Origin of the sequence: Ancylobacter sp. 3268, from assembly GCF_031456575.1 — a bacterium.
Lineage (GTDB): Bacteria > Pseudomonadota > Alphaproteobacteria > Rhizobiales > Xanthobacteraceae > Ancylobacter.
In genome coordinates this window covers 284,891-305,268 of sequence record NZ_JAVDUX010000005.1, presented here as the reverse complement: position 1 = coordinate 305,268, position 20,378 = coordinate 284,891, and the positions used below count along the sequence as shown (strand labels likewise).

The 20,378-nt window shown below is 67.8% G+C and carries 20 protein-coding genes and 1 tRNA gene; 10 read left to right on the top strand and 11 right to left on the bottom strand.

All coding sequences use genetic code 11. From position 1 onward, the window contains the following. Positions 1-93 precede the first annotated feature (93 nt). The 4 genes from holA to J2X65_RS09555 form a co-directional block, all read right to left on the bottom strand. Positions 94-1,119 (bottom strand): DNA polymerase III subunit delta, encoded by a 1,026-nt coding sequence (gene holA / locus J2X65_RS09570; protein ID WP_310200615.1) that lies wholly within the window; start codon positions 1,117-1,119, stop codon positions 94-96. A gap of 7 nt (positions 1,120-1,126) precedes the next feature. Continuing rightward, positions 1,127-1,777: a hypothetical protein gene (locus J2X65_RS09565; RefSeq protein WP_213361801.1), complete on the bottom strand. Its 651-nt coding sequence runs from the start codon at positions 1,775-1,777 to the stop codon at positions 1,127-1,129. Then, positions 1,764-4,403 (bottom strand): leucine--tRNA ligase, encoded by a 2,640-nt coding sequence (gene leuS, locus J2X65_RS09560; RefSeq protein ID WP_310200613.1) that lies wholly within the window; start codon positions 4,401-4,403, stop codon positions 1,764-1,766. The genes J2X65_RS09565 and leuS overlap by 14 nt, the downstream gene beginning before the upstream one ends. A gap of 123 nt (positions 4,404-4,526) precedes the next feature. Beyond that, positions 4,527-6,149, bottom strand: a complete 1,623-nt coding sequence (locus J2X65_RS09555; RefSeq protein WP_310200611.1) for a diguanylate cyclase — start codon at positions 6,147-6,149, stop codon at positions 4,527-4,529. Between the two features lie 264 nt (positions 6,150-6,413). On the opposite strand from J2X65_RS09555, the gene J2X65_RS09550 reads away from it, so the two are divergent. Next, positions 6,414-7,088 (top strand): YggS family pyridoxal phosphate-dependent enzyme, encoded by a 675-nt coding sequence (locus J2X65_RS09550; protein WP_310200609.1) that lies wholly within the window; start codon positions 6,414-6,416, stop codon positions 7,086-7,088. A gap of 99 nt (positions 7,089-7,187) precedes the next feature. Here J2X65_RS09550 and J2X65_RS09545 read toward each other — a convergent pair whose 3' ends face one another. After that, on the bottom strand, positions 7,188-7,742 hold the full coding sequence (locus J2X65_RS09545; RefSeq protein WP_310200607.1) for a L,D-transpeptidase family protein: 555 nt from the start codon (positions 7,740-7,742) through the stop codon (positions 7,188-7,190). Positions 7,743-7,923: 181 nt separating this feature from the next. Between J2X65_RS09545 and J2X65_RS09540 the strand changes: the two genes are divergently transcribed. From J2X65_RS09540 to arfB, 3 genes are all read left to right on the top strand, one after another. After that, positions 7,924-8,610 (top strand): response regulator transcription factor, encoded by a 687-nt coding sequence (locus J2X65_RS09540; RefSeq protein ID WP_213361781.1) that lies wholly within the window; start codon positions 7,924-7,926, stop codon positions 8,608-8,610. A gap of 81 nt (positions 8,611-8,691) precedes the next feature. After that, positions 8,692-9,180 carry a cyclic nucleotide-binding domain-containing protein gene (locus tag J2X65_RS09535; RefSeq protein ID WP_310200602.1) on the top strand — a complete coding sequence of 163 codons (489 nt, stop codon included), beginning with the start codon at positions 8,692-8,694 and terminating at the stop codon, positions 9,178-9,180. A gap of 106 nt (positions 9,181-9,286) precedes the next feature. Then, positions 9,287-9,715 carry an alternative ribosome rescue aminoacyl-tRNA hydrolase ArfB gene (arfB, locus tag J2X65_RS09530; RefSeq protein ID WP_310200600.1) on the top strand — a complete coding sequence of 143 codons (429 nt, stop codon included), beginning with the start codon at positions 9,287-9,289 and terminating at the stop codon, positions 9,713-9,715. 81 nt (positions 9,716-9,796) lie between these two features. Here arfB and J2X65_RS09525 read toward each other — a convergent pair whose 3' ends face one another. Beyond that, entirely contained in the window at positions 9,797-10,006 is a 210-nt protein-coding gene (locus tag J2X65_RS09525) for a DUF1674 domain-containing protein (RefSeq protein ID WP_310200737.1), read from the bottom strand. Between the two features lie 229 nt (positions 10,007-10,235). Between J2X65_RS09525 and htpX the strand changes: the two genes are divergently transcribed. Continuing rightward, the gene (htpX, locus tag J2X65_RS09520) at positions 10,236-11,207 is read left to right on the top strand and encodes a zinc metalloprotease HtpX (protein WP_310200598.1); all 972 of its coding nucleotides are present in this window, start codon (positions 10,236-10,238) and stop codon (positions 11,205-11,207) included. 174 nt (positions 11,208-11,381) lie between these two features. After that, a tRNA-Thr gene (locus tag J2X65_RS09515) sits at positions 11,382-11,457 on the top strand. Between the two features lie 384 nt (positions 11,458-11,841). Here J2X65_RS09515 and J2X65_RS09510 read toward each other — a convergent pair. Continuing rightward, positions 11,842-12,276 carry a hypothetical protein gene (locus J2X65_RS09510; protein ID WP_310200596.1) on the bottom strand — a complete coding sequence of 145 codons (435 nt, stop codon included), beginning with the start codon at positions 12,274-12,276 and terminating at the stop codon, positions 11,842-11,844. A 194-nt stretch (positions 12,277-12,470) separates the two neighbouring features. Next, positions 12,471-14,255 (bottom strand): glucans biosynthesis glucosyltransferase MdoH, encoded by a 1,785-nt coding sequence (gene mdoH, locus J2X65_RS09505; protein ID WP_310200594.1) that lies wholly within the window; start codon positions 14,253-14,255, stop codon positions 12,471-12,473. A gap of 156 nt (positions 14,256-14,411) precedes the next feature. Between mdoH and J2X65_RS09500 the strand changes: the two genes are divergently transcribed. The 4 genes from J2X65_RS09500 to J2X65_RS09485 are packed head-to-tail and all read left to right on the top strand — an operon-like array spanning position 14,412 to position 17,688. Next, the gene (locus J2X65_RS09500) at positions 14,412-15,395 is read left to right on the top strand and encodes a zinc-binding alcohol dehydrogenase (protein WP_310200592.1); all 984 of its coding nucleotides are present in this window, start codon (positions 14,412-14,414) and stop codon (positions 15,393-15,395) included. Positions 15,396-15,413: 18 nt separating this feature from the next. Further along, positions 15,414-15,815 carry a 6-carboxytetrahydropterin synthase gene (locus tag J2X65_RS09495; protein WP_310200590.1) on the top strand — a complete coding sequence of 134 codons (402 nt, stop codon included), beginning with the start codon at positions 15,414-15,416 and terminating at the stop codon, positions 15,813-15,815. Then, positions 15,812-16,858: a glycosyltransferase family 4 protein gene (locus J2X65_RS09490; RefSeq protein WP_310200587.1), complete on the top strand. Its 1,047-nt coding sequence runs from the start codon at positions 15,812-15,814 to the stop codon at positions 16,856-16,858. The genes J2X65_RS09495 and J2X65_RS09490 overlap by 4 nt, the downstream gene beginning before the upstream one ends. After that, positions 16,855-17,688, top strand: a complete 834-nt coding sequence (locus tag J2X65_RS09485) for a class I SAM-dependent methyltransferase (protein WP_310200585.1) — start codon at positions 16,855-16,857, stop codon at positions 17,686-17,688. The genes J2X65_RS09490 and J2X65_RS09485 overlap by 4 nt, the downstream gene beginning before the upstream one ends. A 5-nt stretch (positions 17,689-17,693) precedes the next feature. On the opposite strand, the gene J2X65_RS09480 is transcribed toward J2X65_RS09485, so the two are convergent. From J2X65_RS09480 to J2X65_RS09470, 3 genes are all read right to left on the bottom strand, one after another. Continuing rightward, positions 17,694-18,269 (bottom strand): cytochrome b, encoded by a 576-nt coding sequence (locus J2X65_RS09480; RefSeq protein WP_310200584.1) that lies wholly within the window; start codon positions 18,267-18,269, stop codon positions 17,694-17,696. Then, positions 18,256-19,074, bottom strand: coding sequence for a RibD family protein (locus J2X65_RS09475; protein WP_310200583.1), 819 nt, complete (start codon positions 19,072-19,074; stop codon positions 18,256-18,258). The genes J2X65_RS09480 and J2X65_RS09475 overlap by 14 nt, the downstream gene beginning before the upstream one ends. 326 nt (positions 19,075-19,400) lie before the next feature. Further along, positions 19,401-20,369, bottom strand: a complete 969-nt coding sequence (locus J2X65_RS09470; RefSeq protein WP_310200580.1) for a hydroxyacid dehydrogenase — start codon at positions 20,367-20,369, stop codon at positions 19,401-19,403. Positions 20,370-20,378: the final 9 nt, after the last annotated feature.

Genomic DNA, 20,378 nt, shown 5'->3' with positions numbered 1-20,378 from the left:
GCAGGATGAAGCCGGACCCGCCATATTGCCGATCTCGATCATTGTGTGGGCACGCCGGGCCGGCGTTCGATTCGAGGGCGGAACAAATTCTGTTCAGCCGCGCCGGGCGGCGGCGGCGAGCTGAAGCAGGGCGCGCTCGGCCAGGACCGGACCCAAGGCGGCATTGCGGCGGGCGGCAAGCAGCGAATCATCAACCGCCAGCAGCGCCTTTTCGAGCCGGGCGGCGGTCCAGCCACGCAGCGCCTTCTCCACCAGCGGCTTGCGGCGGAAATGGATGGCCGGTCGCGCGCCTTCGATCGCCCGTTCGACGCTGCCGCCGGCTTCGATGCCCAGCCGCATCAGGTGCAGGCCCTGCGCCGCGCGGGCCACTGAACCGAGGATGACGTCGCCGCGCATGCCCTCGCCGAGCGCCTTGCGGTATGCCTCGATGGCTTCCGCCGACAGGCCGGCCAGCGCGTAATCCACCACCTCGTCGAGGGCGAGGGCCGAGGCATCGCCGACGATATCGCGCACATGGGTGGCGGTGACGCGCGGCTCGCCGGCGGCATAGAGCAGCAGCTTCTCGATCTCACCGCGCGAGGCGAGGCGATCGCCGCCCAGCAGGCCGACCAGCTCCTCGCGGGCGTCGCGGTCGATGGCGAGCCCGGCGCCGGCCGCCATGGTATCGATCAGGCGGGCGAGATCGCGCTCACTGTCGGCATAGCAGGCAATGGCCAGCGCCCGCGCCGAGGATTCGCAACTGGCCCGAAGCGGGGCGTTCTTCTTCAGGTCGCCGGCCTCGATCACCACCACGGCTTCGAGGCTGGGCATGGCCAGCAGCGCGTCGACGGCGGGGACGATGTTCTTGGCACCGGCCCGCACCGAGACGACCCGCCGGCCGCCGAACAGCGCCACGGTGCCCGCCTCGTCGACCAGACGGCCGGGATCGCCGGCAATCTCGTCGCCGTCGAGTCGAACGATGCCGAAGGGGTCGGTCGAGCCATTGGCGGCCTTGGCGAGAAAGACGCGGGCGCGCTCGCGCACCAGCCCGCTATCCGGCCCGAACAGCAGCAGCACCGGCCGCAGCGGGTCGACGCGCGAAAGCGTGGCCTCGACATCGCCGGGCCGGACCGCGACCATGGGCGGCTCAGCTCCGCGGCCGGGCGGAGGTCGGCGTGCCGATGATGGGCGTCGAGGGATCGGTGACGACGGTCGACGCGGCGTTCGGGCTGACGCTCGCCGCGGCGGTCTTGTTGGAGAAATACACCGCCAGCTGGCTGCGAATGGTCTCGGCCACCACGGTGGAGGCGCGGTTCTGCGCGTCGCGGATGGCGCGGGCGCGGGCGAAGCGCTGGTAGCCGCTGTCGATGGAGGCCTTGCCATAGGCATTGGAGGCCATCACCGGCTTCTTGTCGTTGCCGGCCTCGAAGAGCTGCCACTTGGAATCGACGGTGATCAACTCGACCTCGGGCAGGCCGGAGACCGGATCGATAATGGCGGAGGTGGTGTTGTCGGTGACGTTCAGCACCAGCCGATAGGGCGCGCCGGCCGGATTGCCGGCCCCGCCGGTGAGGGCGAAGATGAGGTCGTTGCGCACCTCGTTGCCGACGCGGCCGGGGGCGAACACCACCTCCACATCGCCGAGCTGGTCGCTCAGTCCAGTCCCGGCCTCATTGCTGCTGTTGGCATACATCGGCCGGAAGCAGCCGGCGGTGAGACCGGACAGCAGCACGACCGCGGCTAGGGCGACGAGACGGCGGCGAGTGGGCGCGGTGCGCGGGAGGTCAGGCGACGACATTCACGATCCTCTGCGGAACCACGATGATACGCTTCGGGGCGCGCCCGTCGAGGGCCTGCGCGATGAGATCGAGCGCCAGCACCGCCTGCTCGACCTCGGCGGGGCTCGCTTCCTTCGGCACGGTGATCTCGCCGCGGCGCTTGCCGTTGATCTGGATCGGCAGCGTCACGGTGTCGTCCACCAGCAAGGCGGGGTCGCTCTCCGGCCAGGAGGCGGTGGCGGCGAGGCCATCGCGGCCCAGCACCGTCCAGCATTCCTCGGCGAGATGCGGCACCATCGGCGCGACCACCGCGACCAGGATCGATGCCGCCTCGCGCAGGGCGAAGGCAAGATCCGGCGCCGCGGCATCCGCCTTGCGCGCCCGCGTCAGCGCGTCGCCGAACTCGTTGGCGAAGCCGTGCACGCGGGCAACGGCGACGTTGAAGCGCAGGCGCTCGACATCATCGGCCACCTGGGCGGCAAGCCGGTGCGCGGCGCGGCGGAGCGCCGTCGCCTCGGCGCCGAAATTATCGGGAGGCGGCACCTCGGTCGGTGCCAGCGCCGCCGTGTCGCCGACGAGACGCCAGATGCGCTGCACGAAGCGCCAGGCACCCTCGATGCCGGCGCTGGTCCATTCGCTGTCGCGCTCCGGCGGGGTGTCGGAGAGCATGAACCAGCGGGCGCAGTCGACGCCATAGGTGTCAGCCACCACTTCCGGCGGCACGACGTTGCGCTTCGACTTCGACATCTTCTCCGGCGGGCCGACGGTCACCGGCTCGTCGGTACCAATGCGCACCGCGGTGCCGTCCGGGCGCTTCTCGACCTCCTCGGGGAACAGCCACTTGCCGGCGGCGTCCTTGTAGGTCTCGTGGACGATCATGCCCTGCGTGAACAGGCCGGCGAACGGCTCCTTCACCGAGACGCGGCCGGTCTTGTGCAGCGTGCGGGTGAAGAAGCGCGAATAGAGCAGGTGCAGGATCGCGTGCTCGATGCCGCCAATATACTGATCGACGGCCAGCCAGGCGTCGGCGGCGTCCTTCTGCAGCGGTTCGGTGTCGGGCTCGGAGGCGAAGCGGGCGAAGTACCAGGACGAATCCACGAAGGTGTCCATGGTATCGGTCTCGCGCCGGGCCGCGGCGCCGCAGCTCGGGCAGGCCACGTGCTTCCAGCTCGGGTGACGATCGAGCGGGTTGCCCGGCTGGTCGAAGGTGACGTCCTCCGGCAGGCGCACGGGAAGCTGGTCCTCCGGCACCGGCACCGGGCCGCAGGCCTCGCAATGGATGATCGGGATCGGGCAGCCCCAGTAGCGCTGGCGCGAGATGCCCCAGTCACGCAGCCGGTAGTTCACCGCCCGCTCGCCGACCGGGGCGTTGCCGCGAATATCGTTCTCGAGGCGCAGGGCCACCGCTTCCTTGGCCGCCGGCACGTTGAGGCCGTTGAGGAAGCCGGAGTTGAACAGCGTGCCGTCGCCATCATAGGGAGCGTCGGCGACCGAGAAGGCGGCGGGATCGACATCCGGCGCCAGCACCACCGGGACGATCGGCAGGCCGTATTTCGTCGCGAAGTCGTGGTCGCGCTGGTCATGCGCCGGGCAGCCGAAAATGGCGCCGGTGCCGTAATCCATCAGCACGAAATTGGCGACATAGACCGGCACCGGCTTGCCGCCCAGCGGGTGGCGCACGGTGAGCCCGGTGTCGAAGCCCATCTTCTCCTGCGTCTCGATCTCGGCGGTGGAGGTGCCGCCGCGCCGGCATTCCTCGACGAAGGCCTGCAGCGCCGGGTTCTTCGCCGCCAGCGCCTCGGTGAGCGGATGGCCGGGGGACAGCGCCAGGAAGGAGGCGCCGAACAGGGTGTCGGGCCGCGTGGTGTAGACCTTGATCTCCTGCGGCAGGTCCGAGAGCTGGAGATCTTCGGCGTTCTCCAGCGCGAAGCGGATGTGCAGCCCTTCCGAGCGGCCGATCCAGTTGCGCTGCATCAGCCGCACCTTGTCCGGCCAGCGCTCCAGCGTGTCGAGGCCGGCGAGCAGTTCCTCGGAGGCGTCGGAAATGCGGAAGAACCACTGGGCGAGCTTGCGCCGCTCGACCAGAGCGCCGGAGCGCCAGCCGCGACCGTCGATGACCTGCTCGTTGGCGAGCACGGTATTGTCGACCGGGTCCCAGTTGACCTCGCTCTCGCGGCGATAGACGAAGCCGCCCTTGAGGAACTCGAGGAAGATGCGCTGCTGCTCGCCATAATAGGATGGATCGCAGGTGGCGATCTCGCGCGACCAGTCCAGCGACAGGCCGAGCAGCTTGAGCTGCTCGCGCATGGTGGCGATGTTCTCGTAGGTCCACTTGCCGGGGTGGGTGTTGCGCTCGATGGCGGCGTTCTCGGCCGGCAGGCCGAAGGCGTCCCAGCCCATCGGGTGCAGGACGTTGAAACCCTTCATGCGCTTGAAGCGCGCCACCACGTCGCCCATGACGTAATTACGCCCGTGGCCGATATGGATGCGCCCCGACGGATAGGGGAACATCTCCAGCACGTAATATTTCGGGCGCGGGTCGGCGTTCACCGTGCGGTAGATGCCGCGTTCGTCCCAGATCTTCTGCCAGCGGGGTTCCGCCTCGCGGGCATTGTAGCGCTCAGTGGTGGTCGAAGGCGGTGTCATGGAGCCGGTCTTGTCGTCGCAGTCAGGGGAGGCGGGCGGGGATGTCTGGCCAGTAGACGCGCACCGAGAAATCACGCGCGCGGACCGGCGGCGCCGGACTAGGGCACGAAGTCGGCGCTCCGGTCAACCTCCGGCGGGATCGCGCCGCGCCGTGGCGGACACGGTGCCGGTGCGTCCGCCGCCCGGCTGCACGGCCTCGGCGGCGCAGACCCGGTTGCGGCCGGCCTGCTTGGCAGCATAGAGCGCCCGGTCGGCGGCCATCATCAGGTCGCGGCCGTGCAACCCCGGCACCGGCGCGCAGGCGGCGCAGCCAATGCTGATGGTGACGATGCCGTCGACCGCCGGGGCATGCTCGATGCCGAGCTCGCCGATGGCGGCGCGTAGCCTTTCCGCCAGCTCGAGCGCCGCCGCCAGGTTTGCGTCGGGCATCAATATGGCGAATTCCTCGCCGCCGATGCGGGCGACGACATCGGTGCCGCGCGCCGTGGCGGCGAGCGCCTGGGCGATGCGGTTGAGGCAGCGGTCGCCTTCCACATGGCCGTAATGATCATTGTAGGGTTTGAAATCGTCGATATCGATCATCAGCAAGGCGAGGTTCCGCGCCGTGCTCCATTGAACCGCGAAGACGGCGTCGAAGCTGCGCCGGTTGGCGATGCCGGTGAGCGGATCGAGGCTGGCCAGCGAGCTCAGCCGCCGGTTGGCGCTGCGCAGCGCGTCCTCGCGGCGGGTCAGCTCCTCCGCCATCGCCTCGAAGGCGGAGGCAAGCGGCGCCAGCTCGGTGATCACCACCCTGCCGTCGTCGCCTTCGCGCTTGCCCTCGCCGAAGCGGGCGAGACGTCGCGACAGCGCCAGCACCGGCGCGACGATCAGCGTCTCGCCGACCAGCCACAGCCCGATGAGCATGATGACGGTGGCGACCAGCAGCGTCATCGCCGCGCGCCAAGTCGCCCGCTCGACCTCCCGCGTCACCGCCGCCATGTCGAGGCCGACGATGAGGTGCATGTTGCTCATCGGCAGGCGGCTGTAGCCGTAAAGCCGCAGGACCGAATCCACCCCCTCGGCGATGATGGTGCCGCGGGTCTGCGACAGGGTCTGGCTGACGACGGGAGTGTTGTTGAGGTTCCGGCCCATCATGGCGCCGTTGTCGGGGGCGGCCCGGATGACGACCCCGGACGGATCGATCAGCAGCACCTGCGAGCGCAGATCGAGATCGCTGGAGAACGATTCGGGGAACAGCTCGGTGATGCCGACCCGGGCGATCACCACCGACCGGACCTCGCCATCGTCCTCCAGCGCCGGCGCCGCCATGTAGATGGCCGGGGTCTGGGTGACATAGCTCTGCCGCACGGAGCTCAGATTGGCGACGCCGCGCATGGCGATGCGGAAATATTCGCGGCCGCTCAGATCGAGGCCGACCGCCCCAGGCGCCGTAGTGCACACCACCCCTCCATCGGTGTCGACGAGGGTGAGGGTCTCGATGCCCGCCGCCACGTCGAGCACGGAATGCAGGCGTTCGCATTGCTCCGGGGTCGGATTTCCCGGGGATGTATCGGCGGCTGCCAGCGTCGACAGCACGGCGCTGGCGGCGGCGATTTCCTGGCTGTACCGACTGACCCCCTGCTGTACCAGATCCATCACCCGGCCGCGCGCCTGCGCCAGCGTGTCGGCATGCAGGCTGAAGATGCTGAGGGTGCGCTCGCCGATCACCAGCGCCATGACGCAGACCACGAAGGCGGCAAGGCGCACCCTCAGGCTGACGGTCCGCGTTCGCGGGCGGGCCGCACCGGGGGAGCGAAACCTGGAAGCGCCGGGAGAGCGGGCGTCGTGGCCGCTCCGATCATTCGTCACCGACAAGTCGTGCGTGCTCTGGCCTGTGGTGCGGCGACGCTACCCCTTGTGCCGCCACCCGGCAAGGATGCGAGGGCGAAATCGCGCGCCCGGACTGTCAAATCGCGCCATTGCTTGGCATATGAGGCGTCTGTTCCGCCCCCCGCCCGAAGGGAATTCGCCATGACCGCCGCTGCGCCCGTCGCCCTCCGTCTTGCGGAGGTTCGCGCCTCCATCGCCCGCGCCTGCCGCGATGCCGGCCGGCCGGATGAGGCGGCGAGGCTGGTGGCGGTATCCAAGACCTTCGACGCCGGCGATATCCGCCCGGCGCTGGAGGCGGGCCAGCGCCGCTTCGGCGAGAACCGGGTGCAGGAGGCCAAGGCGAAATGGCCGGAGCTAAAGGCGGATTATCCCGATGTCGAGCTGCACCTGATCGGGCCGCTGCAGAGCAACAAGGTGCGTGAGGCGCTGGCGCTGTTCGACGTGATCCATACGCTCGACCGGCCTTCGCTGGCGAAGGAGCTGGCCAAGGAAATCCCGAAGAGCGACCGGCCGGCGCCGCGGCTGCTGGTGCAGATCAATACCGGCGAGGAACCGCAGAAGGCCGGGGTGGCGCCGCTGGAGGCGGATGCCTTCCTCAAGGCCTGCCAGGCCGACTACGGCCTGGCGGTGCAGGGGCTGATGTGCATCCCGCCGGCCGGCGAGCCGGCGGCGCCGCATTTCGCGCTGCTGGCCACCATCGCCAGGCGCAACGGGCTGTCGACGCTCTCCATGGGCATGAGCGGCGACTACGAGACCGCGGTGGCGCTGGGGGCGACATATGTTCGGGTCGGCAGCGCCATTTTCGGCGCGCGCTAGAGCGTTTTCGAGCGAAGTGGATTTCACTTCGCGGGAAGAAAACGCGTCAGAACAATAGGCTAGAGCATTTCCGGCGAACCGGTGTTCACCGGAAATGCGCTAGCCGACGACGATCGCGGTGCGCCGGCCGATCCGCGCCAGCAGCCGCATCAGGTCGGCGCGGCGGAAGGCGATGCAGCCGGCGGTGGGTTCGAAGCCCTCGCGCGCCAGATGCATAAACACCGCCGACCCGCGCCGGGCGCGGCGCGGCCGCTGATTGTGATCGAGCACCACCACCAGGTCGTAGAGGTGGTCTCTCCGCCACATCTCCTCATGCGAGGCCCGGAACGGTGCGCGCACCGGCCGGTTGTAGCGGCCGTGCGAGGGGGCGTCGCACCATAATTCGTCCGGCCGGGTGCGGTGGAGGGGGAGATGGGTGGCGGGCCGGCGCCCCTGGTCGGCGCGCCAGCGCAGGGCCAGCGGATGCCAGGTGCCGGCCGGCGTCGCGCCGTCGCCTTCCCGCTTGTCGTGCCGTATTCCGGTACGGCCCAGCGCGACCGGGGCGGCGAATCCGGGGGCCAGGACGACGCCGCGCGTGCGGCATCCGGGGCGCGCCAGCACGCGCAGCCGGGTGATCGTCCCCGGCTTTTCTTGCTGAAACCTCTTCTTCTTCACGCGATTTCCGTTCACGATCACGTCACGATCCCGGCCGTATCGCCCTTGGCGACGCTGCCACTCTTGCCGAAGGTGCCGAGCCTGCCTAGTCGGGGAGCGTGGTCGACAACGAAGCTGATATCACGCCTGCGTACCGAACGACGACGCGGACAGGGCAACTCAAGCGATCGGAAGCTGACAGATGGCGAATGCTCAAAGGGTTCTGGTGGTCGATGACGACAAGGAACTGCGCGAAGCGCTGGTGGAGCAGCTCGCCCTCTACGATGAGTTCGAGGTCGTCGCCGCCGACAGCGCCCGTGCGGCGCAGGACGTGGTGGACACCGGCCGCGTCGACCTGGTGCTGATGGATGTCGGCCTGCCGGACGCCGATGGCCGCGAGGCGGTGCGGGCCATGCGCCAGAAGGGCTTCAAGGCGCCGGTGATCATGCTCACCGGGCATGATACCGACAGCGACACCATCATGGGGCTGGAAGCCGGCGCCAATGACTATGTGGCGAAGCCGTTCCGCTTCGCGGTGCTGCTCGCCCGCATCCGCGCCCAGATGCGTTCGCATGAGGCGAGCGAGGACGCGGTGTTCACCATCGGGCCGTACACGTTCCGCCCCGGCGCCAAGATGCTGGTGACCGAGCGCAACTCCAAGATCCGCCTCACCGAGAAGGAGACGGCGATCCTGCGCTATCTCTACCGCGCCGGGAAGAAGCCGGTGGCGCGCGAGATTCTGCTGCAGGAAGTGTGGGGCTACAATTCCGGCGTCACCACCCACACGCTGGAAACCCATATCTACCGGCTGCGCCAGAAGATCGAGAAGGATCCCTCGCACCCCAATCTGCTCGCCACCGAGGCCGGTGGCTACAAACTGGTACCCTGACGGCGCGGCAGATGATTCACTCTCGGGTGAATCTGATTCGCGCGGGTGATTCGCGCCTGTGCGCTGGAGGTGGGCCGCCTAATGGCCATCGAGGACGACATCGCGCTGCTCGAAGGCGTGCCGCTGCTGCAGCTGCTCGGCCGCGAGGGACTGCGCGTGATCGCCATCAGCGCCGACACGCGCAGCCTCAACGAGGGCGAGGTGCTGTTCCGCGAGGGCCAGTTCGCCGATGCCGCCTATGTGGTGGTGAGCGGGAAGCTGCGCGTGTGCCACGAGAACCCCGCCCGCAGCGCCAAGCCCGGCCATAATGAGGAGGTCGGGCCCGGCACGCTGCTCGGCGAGATCGCGCTGATCACCGACACCAAGCGCCCGGCCACCGCCACCGCGCTGGCGCCTTCAGCGGTGCTGCGCATTCCGCGCGTGATCTTCATGCGCACGGTGGAAAGCTATCCCGAGGCGGCGGTGCGCATTGCCGAGACGCTCGGCGAGCGGGTGAGCGCCACGCTCGGCCAGCTCGACGACGTCCGCCGGCGGCTCGACGAGATCGGCGCCCCTCCGGGCGGGCGCTGAGGCGCCGCTGCCGGCGGTGGCTGCGCTGCCTGGTTGCCTGGTCGCTTTTTCCGAAGCGACGGGATATTTCCTCCGGCCTGAAGATGTTCCAGCCCGGACCGGCGCGATGATCCCCGTCACCAATCGCATCAGCCTCGCCGATGAGGAGATCGTCGAGGTGTTCGTGCGCGCCTCCGGGCCCGGCGGGCAGAACGTCAACAAGGTGTCGAGCGCGGTGCAGCTGCGCTTCGACGTGCGCGGCTCGCCGAACCTGCCGGAGGCGGTGAAGGAGCGGCTGGAGCGCCTCGCCGGCAAGCGGCTGACCAATGACGGGGTGATCGTCATTTCCGCCCAGCGCTTCCGCACCCAGGAGCGCAATCGCGAGGACGCCCTCGCCCGGCTGGTGGAGATGATCCGTGAGGCGGCGGTGGCGCCGATCACCCGCCGGCCAACCCGGCCGACGCTCGGCTCGAAGATCCGCCGGCTCGAAGGCAAGGCGCGCCGCTCTGGCGTCAAGGCGATGCGCCGGGACAAGCCGGGCGGCCCGGAGGATTAGGCGCGAGGCCGATGGGCTCGCGAACCAGCCCCGGCAAAAGGTGCGTCGGCTCGCCACCGGGTCCGCGCCGGCGCGTCACGCTCAGAAATCCGAGGCGATGCCCTTCACTTCCCAGTCGCCGTAGCGGACCGGCTCGGGTCCGCCGCGCCCGTCGATCTCCTTGGGCAACGGCGCCGGCTCGCCCTGCGCGGCGCGGCGGGCGGCGGCCTCCTCCAGCGCCCGGCGGGCCGCCGGGGACAGAACGCGCGGCGGCACGGCGGCGGCCTCGGGAGTTTCGGGATTCTGGTCCATGGCGTATTGGAAGCACCGCGCGCGGGTCCGCGTCAAGCCGGGGCGATTGCCGGGGAATTCCACCTGCGCGGCCTGCCGATTGCCGATGTAGCGTGCCCCGCCTCTTGCCCATTGCGCCTCTTGCCAGCCCGGCATGTCGGCACCCAGGGCTCCCTTGCGGCAACCGGCGCGGCTTCCCATCCTATTTCCATCACGGAGCGCCGCCGGACGGCGCGGGAAGAGGAAATCGATGAACTATTTTCGCACGGCGATCCTGCTGGCGGGGATGACCGCGCTGTTCATGGGCATTGGCTACATGATCGGCGGCTCGGGCGGCATGATGATCGCGCTGGTCGTCGCCGCCGGCATGAACGTCTTCAGCTACTGGAATTCCGACCGGATGGTGCTGTCGATGTACGGCGCCCGCGAGGTCGACCGCTCGAGCGCGCCGGAGTTCGTCGGCATGGTGGAGCAGCTCGCGGCCCGCGCCGGCCTGCCGATGCCGCGCGTCTACATCATCGACAACCCGCAGCCCAACGCCTTCGCCACCGGCCGCAACCCGAACAACGCCGCGGTGGCGGCGACCACCGGCCTCCTGAACGCGCTGTCGCGCGAGGAGGTGGCCGGGGTGATGGCGCATGAGCTCGCGCATATCAAGCATTACGACACGCTGACCATGACCATCACGGCGACGCTCGCCGGTGCCATCTCCATGCTGGCGAATTTCGCGATGTTCTTCGGCAACAGCCGGGAGAACAACAACAGCCCGTTCGGCGTCATCGGCACCATCGCCATGATGATCCTCGCCCCCATGGCGGCGATGGTGGTGCAGATGGCGGTGTCGCGCTCGCGCGAATATGTGGCGGACCGCGAGGGGGCGCTGATCTGCGGCCAGCCGCTGTGGCTGGCCTCGGCGCTGTCCAAGATCGCCAATGCCGCCCACCAGGTGCCGAACATGCCGGCCGAACACAATCCGGCCACCGCGCATATGTTCATCATCAATCCGCTTTCGGGCGAGCGGATGGACAATCTGTTCTCCACCCATCCGGCGACCGAGAACCGCATCGCCGCGCTGCAGGCGCTGGCGCAGGAAATGGGCCTCGGCCGAGACAGCGGCACGGCTGGCGGTGCGGGCTGGGGCCGGCGGGAAGCGGCAGGGCCGGCGCGACCCTCCTCCACGGCGTGGGGCCGGAGCGGTGGCCGGCGCGGTCCGTGGGGCTGAGGCCTCGGCGACCGGCGCCGGCGAGATGGGCGGCGAGATGGGGCGACCTCTCTCGGCCGGACTTGGCTGGGACCGTCGGCAGGGCCAACGCGGGCGGATTGCATTCATCGCCCGCGGCAGCTTGAAAAACCGCGGCGTCGCGGCTATCAGAGGCGCCGTCGACGCGTATCCTGTGCCGCGGTAGCTCAGCTGGTAGAGCAACGCATTCGTAATGCGTGGGTCGGGGGTTCGAATCCCTTCCGCGGCACCATCACCCCGTCCGACGGGGTCCGATACGGTCCAGCAGATACAGCAAAATCGACGGTTTGACGCTTGGCGGGTGCCTGGGCCGGCTGCGTGCCGTGCTGCCCAGTGCGAACGTCGGTATGGCTGATAGTGTCGTCAAATCAGGATGTTGACGTGTTCAGCTTGCCCCGGTACTCGCGGAAATGGCGCGTCACCCCCACCTATTCGCAGGAGGCCGTAAGGCAGACAACGCCGTCGCTCGCACCGTCGCCGCAGCAGCAAGCCTCGCATCGCCTGGCTACGCGATTGCGTCACGGTTGAATATATGGCGCCGGCGCAGTTGCGCCGCTCCTGACCGGTCATCTTCCACCGGCCGCGCACCTTGCGCGGCCGGTTCGCCGAGGCGGACCTACTTCAGCGACAAGGCCAGGCCGCTCAAATCAAGGCTGACGATGACGCCCTTTTGCTCGCCGCTCAGCTCCAGAACGGCGCCGTTCTGGTTGGTCAGGACGACGACTTGCGCGCCCTTTCCGAGGGCGGCGCCAGCACCGCCCTGGGCATAGACCCCGGAAATGTCAGACGCACGCCGGATATTTCTGACCTTTCCATGAAATCGGGTCTCGGAAGCGCCGAAGGTGAATCCGTAGCTCAGCCCTCCAACCGAGAGCGGATATTTGCGGCCCTGAAACGTCAGCACGCCGTCTCCGGCTGACCCGCCGACGACGAACCCGGCCTTCACGATACGGATGCTGATTGAGCCGTCAGCGGCGCTCGCCATCGAGACGGCGCCGATGAGCGCTGCCAATGCGAGGAGCCCGACTCTTAGTACCGACAAGACTTTCATCGACGATACCTTCCAAGCTGGAGCGATGTGCCATGTTGCCCATCGCTAGACAACGCCCCACTCTGGCGGTTGGTTGCTCGACAATCAACTGCGAGACTTAACGCCCTTGCCCCGGCATCTCCCCGATCCCGTTGCCATCGGAGCCGGTGTCCTGTTGATGCCGCGCGGCCGATATCGAGGCGGAGCGGACGTTCTTAGCTTGCCCGATCGGACGCAGCCTCTTCGGGGATCGCACAAAGGCCGTTTCGGGCGAGCCAACGACCAGCCGCCGGCTCGGCTGTCAGCACGGCAAACGGCACTGCGGACAAAAGGCCGATGAGCACGGGCGCAGCCCATATGAGGGCACCCGGGGCAAAGGCCCACAATGTTGCCGCCAGCAGCAGCCCGAACAGAAATTGCGGCCAGAGGCCGGCTATCGCCGTCCGCCACGACAGGCGTTCGGCGTCGCGGGCCTGTGCCTCCCAGGTGACGGTCTTGCCGCAGGTGAGGCCGACCATGAATATCGCGACCCGGAACGCGACAACCGGCCCGAGGAGGACGCCGAACAGAAATTCCAGCAAGGCCCCGCACAGCAGCTTGCCGCCGCCCCCGTAACGCCGCCTTTCGTCGCGGCGCAGCAGCACGTCGAGAAGGCCCGCGAGCTTCGGCGTCAGACTCATCGTGAAGGTGGTCAGGAAAAGGCCGAGGCCCAGCGCGGCCGGAAACGGCTGGTCGAACGATTCCGTATCGAACATCTTCAGGGCTGCGAGAAGCATGAACGCGACCCATGCGAAAGCGCCGAGATACATCAGGATGGCCCAGGCGATCTGAAAGCGGCTCATCGGCTTCAGGCCGGGCATGGCGAACAGGCGCCAATACTGCATATTTCCCTGGCACCAGCGCAGGTCCCGCCGGGTGAACTCCGTCAGATGCGGCGGGTTTTCCTCGAAGCTTTCGCTCTCCTCCGGCAATACCCGCACCTCGTAGCCGCCGCGACGCATCAGCACCGCCTCGATCTGATCATGCGAAAGGATATGGCCGGAAAGCGCGCCATCGCCGGCAAGTACCGGCAGGCGGCAATGTGCCTTGAAAGGGGCGACGCGGATGACGGCGTTATGGCCCCAGTAAGGCCCGCAATCGCCCGCCCACCACGCTGCGCCCATGGTGTAGGAGCGCATGCCGTGACGCATGCCGAACTGGAAGATGCGCGCGAAGGCCGAGCGCGACGGCATGCCGACCACCAGGCTCTGCAATATGCCGAGCATCGGGTTGGCCTGCACGATACGCACCATGCGCAATAGGCTCGACGCCCCGACAAAGCTGTCGGCATCCAAGCCCACCATCAGATCGTAATCGTCCCCCCAGCGATCGAGAAAGTCGCGGACATTGCCGGCCTTGTATCCCGTGGCTTCGGTGCGGCGGCGATAATGGAGCCTAACGCTCCCATCCGCCTGGGACCGCCAGGCATCGAACAGCGCTTCTTCCGCAGCGGCGATATCGGGGCGCGTCGTGTCGGAGAGAACGAAATAGGTGAAATGCGCGCCTGCGCCGCTGCGTTCGAGATCGTCCTGCATCAAACGGAACCGGCCGATGGCGCGGGCCGCATCCTCGTTGCGCACCGTCATCAGTACGGCGACGCGCGCCGTGATCGGCGCATCCTCAGCCGCCCGGCCGGCATAGGGGAAGACCGCTTTGCGCGGGTCGACCGGGCCGTGCAGCAGCCAGAGCCCGATCAGCGCATTCCAGAAACCAAGGATCGTCCACGGCGTCGAGATGCAGAACGCCGCGAGCAGCAGCGTATCCAGCAGCGTCCATCCGCCGGCCGCCAGCACATGGGAAAAGGCCAGAACCAGACCGGCAAAGGTCACCACGTTAAGGGTTGCCATGAAGGCGCGCCTTTGAAACAGCCGCCGCGCTGATTGCGTGCCGGTGGGAGTGAGCCTGGCCGCGTCCGCCTCTGCCGCCGACCGGCCTGCCGCAAACTCTTCACTCTGGCTCATGCCGATCGACTCTGCGGGGAACAATGTGAAATTTGCGGGGACCCCGACATCGTTTATACGAGACCATGTGTCGAGGCGGATCATGTTGTTGAGAGCAGCTCGTCATCTGCTCCTTGCAGCGGGAATGTCCGATCGACAGGGGAAGTCGAGGACCCGATGCCCGCGCCTGTCCGCACATCACAATCGCTCTGGTGCATCGCACCGGGGCGGTACGAAATTCGGGCGGACGTTCTTTCGGAGCCCGAGGCCGACACGCTGACCGTGCGGGCGCTGGCCTCCTGCGTCAGCCGCGGCAGCGAGCGCCTCGTTCTCCACGGCAATGTGCCGACGAGCGAATTGCAGAACATGCGCGCCCCCTTCCAGCAGGGCGAGTTCCCCTTCCCCGTGCAATACGGCTATCAAAGCGTCGGCCTCGTCGAGTCAGGGCCGCCCGCACTTATCGGGCGCACGGTTTTTTCGCTCTTTCCGCATCAGGACGTTTACCAAATCCCCGCATCCGCCGCTGTCATGGTGCTCGACGACATTCCGGCCGAACGCGCCGCGCTGGCCGCCAATATGGAAACGGCACTGAACGCGATGTGGGATGCCGGTGCGGGCCCCGGCGACCGGGTCGCCATCGTAGGCGGCGGCGTGGTCGGGCTGATGTTGACGGCACTGGCGGCCGGCTTGCCCGGCGCCGACGTGACCTTGGTCGATGTGCGACCCGAGCGGGCGAGGTTCGCAACGGCGTTCGGTGCGAAATTTGCGTTGCCGGCCGAGATCGACAGCGAGGCCGACATCGTCTTCCACACCAGCGCCAGCGCCGAGGGCCTGCAAACCGCGCTGGGTGCGGGCGGCTTCGAGGCGAAGGTCGTCGAGCTGAGCTGGTATGGCAAAGCGGCTACGGCCGTGGCATTGGGCGGCAGCTTTCACAGCCGGCGCCTACGCCTGATCGGCTCGCAGGTCGGTGCGGTCTCACCGGAGCGACGGCCGCGCTGGCCGCATGCGCGCCGGCTTGCCAAGGCGCTCTCGCTGCTCTCCGACGCCCGCTTCGATCCGTTGATCACCCACCGCATTCCGTTCTCGCAGGCCCCGAAGCTGCTGCCGCAGCTTATCAATGACGAGCCGGACGCGCTGGCGATCCTGCTCACCTATGGCTGACAAATCTGGAGACCTGCGATGTACTGCGTGGAAGTCCGTGATCGCATCATGATCGCCCATTCGCTTCCGGACGCCTTCTTCGGACCGGCGCAGGGCATGCACGGCGCGACATTCGTGGTCGACGTCGCTTTCTTCCGCGAGACACTGACCGCCAAGAACGTCGTGATCGATATCGGCGCGGCGCTCGATGTGCTGAAGCAGACGTTGAAGCCGCTCGCCTACCAGAATCTTGACGAGCTGCCGATGTTCGCGGGCCGTCTGACGACGACCGAATTCCTCGCCAAACATATCTTCGACGCGATCGCCGCCGCTGCCCGTGACGGCAGCTTGGGCGAGGACGGCCGAGGGCTGGCGAGCATCCGAGTGACCCTGCACGAGACCGACCTTGCACGCGCCTCCTATGAGGGCAGTGTCATTTGACGGATTTCGTCTTCGCAGTTCCCGGCGACCTTGGCCGGCCCACCGGCGGCTACATCTATGACCGCCGCGTGATCGAGGAATGCCGGCGCGCCGGCTGCAATGCGCTGCATCTGGCACTGCCCGATGGATTCCCGTTTCCCTCGGCGGAGGTGATCGCGCAGAGCGGGGACCTGCTTCACGCGCCGCCGCCGGGGCAACCGGTACTCATCGACGGACTTGGCCTTGGCGCGCTGCCGGCCGAGATGCTGCGCGGGCTGCGGCGGCCGCTGGCGGCGCTGGTTCATCATCCGCTGGCACTGGAAACGGGGCTCAGCGCGGTGCAGCAGACGCAACTGTTTGCCAGCGAACATGCGGCACTTGCCGAGGTGTCGGCTGTGATCGCCACCAGCCCGACGACCGCCCGGATTCTGGCACAGGACTATGCGGTGGGTTCGGAAAAACTCGTCGTCGCCCTTCCCGGCACCGAACCCGCCAGGCGCGCGACGGGCACATCCGCGCGGCCACGCATCCTCGCCGTCGGCTCGGTAATCCCGCGCAAGGCCTATGATGTGCTGGTCGAGGCCCTGCATGGGCTGCGTGCCCGCGACTGGACCTGCCATATCGTCGGCGCGATCGACCGCGACACGGGAACCGCACTCACGCTGCGCGCCCTCATTGATGCGCGGGGATTGGCGGACCGGATCCTTCTCACCGGTGCGATGACCCGCGAGGCGCTGGACAGCGAATTTGACGCGGCCGACATCTTCGTCTCCACGTCGTTCTACGAGGGATATGGCATGGCGCTGACCGAGGCTGTCGCTCGCGGCTTGCCGGTCGTCGCGACAAATGCCGGCGCCATACCCGAGACGCTGCCGGCAGGTACCGCCCTGCTGATGCCTCCGGGCGATTCCGGAGCCGTTGCGGCGGCAGTCGCGCAATTGCTGGACCAGCCACAGCTTCGCCGCGCGATGGCGGATGCCGCCTGGACCCAGGCGCAGACGCTGCCGCGATGGTCGCAAACGGCCGATATCATCGCCACGACTATGCGGGGCCTTTCGCGATGAGCAACTTCGATCCCGGCTGGCTGGAGCTGCGCGAGCCGGTCGATCATGCCGCCCGGAACACGGCGGTCGCCGAGAGGGTTTGCGGATATTTTGCCGGGCGGGCGTCGCTCACCATCGTCGATCTCGGTTGCGGGACCGGTTCAAATTTGCGGGCGCTGGCGCCTTCGCTGCCGCCGCGCCAGCATTGGCATCTCATCGATGGCGACCCCATGCTTCTCGAGCAGGCCCGCCGCCGCCTCGCCCGCTGGGCCGACCGTGCGTACGATGCCGGCAACGGAATCCGGCTCGACAAGAGCGACCGGCAGATTCTGGTCAGTTTCGAAGCCGTCGACCTTACGAAGCGCGACCTGCATTTCGCCGACATCGCTCCCGATCTGGTCACGGCTGCGGCGCTGTTCGATCTGGTGTCGGAGGCGTGGCTGGAGCGTCTCGTTTCCGTCTCGGCCGAGCGGAAGGTGCCGCTCTATGCCGTTCTGAATTATGACGGCATCGCCCGTTGGCAGCCGGAGACGCCGCTGGATCGGCGCGTCGTCGAGGCGTTCAACCGGCACCAGCGCCGCGACAAGGGCTTTGGCCCGGCGCTCGGTCCGGCCAGCAGTCAAGCATTCTCCACCCTGCTGTTCCGACATGGCTATCGTCGCTGGGTCGGCGACAGTCCCTGGCATCTCGGATCCGACGACCGGGCGCTCGCCATGGCACTCATCGCCGGTATCGCCGCGGCCGCCAGCGAAATCGAGCCCGACATGGCAGACGCCTTTGCGGGCTGGGCCGAGCGATGCGCCGGCGCGGACGTGACGATCGGCCATCGGGACGTCTTCGCGACGCTCTGACCCGTTCAGTTGAGAGGCCACATGCGCCGCAATACGCCATCATGCTTGACGAAGCGATGCCGCAGCGCTGCCGCGATGTGGAGCAGCGCCAGAATGCCCAGAACCTGAGCCAATAGTCCGTGAACGCTGAAGATCTTGTTCGCCAGCGGCTCATTGGCCGGCAGGATGCCGGGCAGGTTGAAAAGACCAAGGATGTTCAGCGCGGGATAGGCGGAAATCCCGGCCCAGCCCAGCACCGGCACGACAAGCAGCAGCGCATAGAGCAGGTGGTGCATGGCGGTGGAGGCCATGCGCTCAAACGGCGTCAGTGTCGCCAGTGGCGGCGGTGCGCCGCGCGTGAGCCGAACGATGATGCGCAGCACGATCAGCCACAGCAGGATGAAACCGGCCATCTTGTGCAGGTCGTAGAGCTGTCCCGTCAGCGCATCGAAATTCGTCGCCGCGCCGCGGGAGACCATGTAGAGGCCGAGCGGCACCATACAGATGACGAAGGCGGCAACCAGCCAATGCAGTGCACGCGCGGCAAAACTGTAGCGCGCTGCCTTGCTCCGGTTCTCGGTCGAGCTGTCAGGCGTCGCCATGGGGGTCTCCGCCAGCCGTGCGGCGTAGGTCGCAATCATAGAGAACGTTGCCGTCATCCAACAGGTAGGGACGGGCATGCGGCCGTATCGCATCGCAGAGATTGTCGATCGGCCGCAGATCGAGAACGGCCCGACCCGAGCCCAGGATCATCGGCGACAGGCAGATATGCAGCCGGTCCACCATGCCGGCATCGATGAAGCGGGAGATCGTCGCCGCTCCGCCTTCGACGAGAATTATGCGATGCCCCCGCGCGGCGAGCGCCGCGACCAGCCTGGCAGGCTCGAAGACGTCCGGATCGCATTCCGTCCCGATGCGCTCGACGGCGTCTGGCCACCCGGCGGCGTTCTCCGAGAAAACGATCCGCTTACAGCCATCCTGGCGGAGCCATTTGGCATCACGCGACGTGCGTCCGCTGCGGTCGATCACCACCCGCGCCGGGCTGCGGCCTTCCACGCGCCGCGTCGTCAACTGAGGATCGTCAGCCAACACCGTGCCAACGCCGACGACCACGGCATCCACCAGCGCCCGCAGCCGATGAAGGTGGTCGAGACCGGCCGAACCGTTGATGTATCTGGATTTCCCTGTCGGCGTCGCGATCCGGCCATCAAGTGACTGGCCCATTTGCGCGACGACAAGAGGCCGGGAACCCGCATGCCGCAACAGCGGCTCATAAAGGGCGGTCAGGGGATCGGCCAATACACAGTGATTCTCCAAGGCATCGGCCCGCTGCTCGACGAGGAGAGGCCAAACATGCATAAACGCATGGCGCGAGGTGTGGTAACGCCCTTCATCCGCGAGTGTCATACGCTACACTTCGTCATGGAATTCCGACTGGTTTCCGAAGCGGCGTGAAAGAGTGGTCGCATCTAAAGGAATTCTAGGCCTGTTTGGGGACCGCGACCAGACGGCTTTCGAGCGTGCGATCGCCGAACTTCGATCGGGGCGTCCGATCATTCTTCAACATGGCAGCCGCCCGATGGTTGCAGCGGCGGCCGATTCCGCTCTCCCGACTTGCTCGCGGCGCTGGGTGAAATTGCGGCCGGCCGATTGCTGTTAGTGCTGACGGCAGCGCGGCTAACGCGCTTGGGAGGCCCGGTCTCGACGGTCCGATCGACCACCGGCACCGCTTCTCACTCGGTCGTATGGGCGGGCCAGACTTCGGGATTGATCAAATGGCGCGGCGGCTTGCCCTGCAACACGGCGAGCGCATCCTCGGCGGCCTCCATGCTCATCCGGCGCAGGCTCTCGCGGGTTCCTCCGGCGACATGAGGCGTCAGGAAGAGCCGGGGCGCCGAGAGGAGAATGTGATCGGGCGGCAGCGGCTCACGATCGAACACGTCAAGCGCGGCGCCGCCGAGACGACCGTTCTCCAGTGCCGCGATCAGCGCCACGTCATCGATCAGCTCGCCGCGCGCGACATTGATCAGCAAGGCGCCGGGCTTCATCAGCGCCAGCCGGCGCGCGTCCACCACGCCACGCGTTTCCGGGGCAAGAGCGATGGTAAGGACAATCATGTCGGCCTGGCGGAAGACCTCGTCGAGCGTCGTAGGCTCGATGTCGTCGCCGGGTGTCATCGCCGATCGATTGTAGCCGATGACCCGCATGCCCAAGGCCTGCTTCATGGCGCGAGCCACGCCGCGGCCGATGCGGCCGCAACCGACAATGCCGAGCGTGCGACCGGCGAGCTCCCGGCTCGGATGACGGTCCCGCGCCGCCCAGCCATTGGCGCGGAAATCGTCGGCGAGGTCATGGAAGCCCTTGGCCAGCATCAGAGCGCAGCCCACCACGTGCTCCACCACCGCCTGGGTGTTGGCGTCCGGCAGATTGCCCACCACGATGCCGGCGCGCGTCGCCGCCTCGACCGGAATGAAGTCGAGGCCGACGCCGTGGCGGATGCAGGCCTTGAGCCGCGGTGCGCGGTCGAAGATGTCATCGGGCAGCCGCACCCGTACGATGAGGGCGTCCGCATCCGCCGCCGCGTGCTTCAAGGTCTCCGGGCGGGTGTCGGGAGCGACCACATAGGCGCAACGCTCGCGCAGGAATGCCTCGGCGTCGGGATGCAGCGGCGAGGTGGCGAGCACGCGGAAGGGTTCGGTCACGGGATGGCC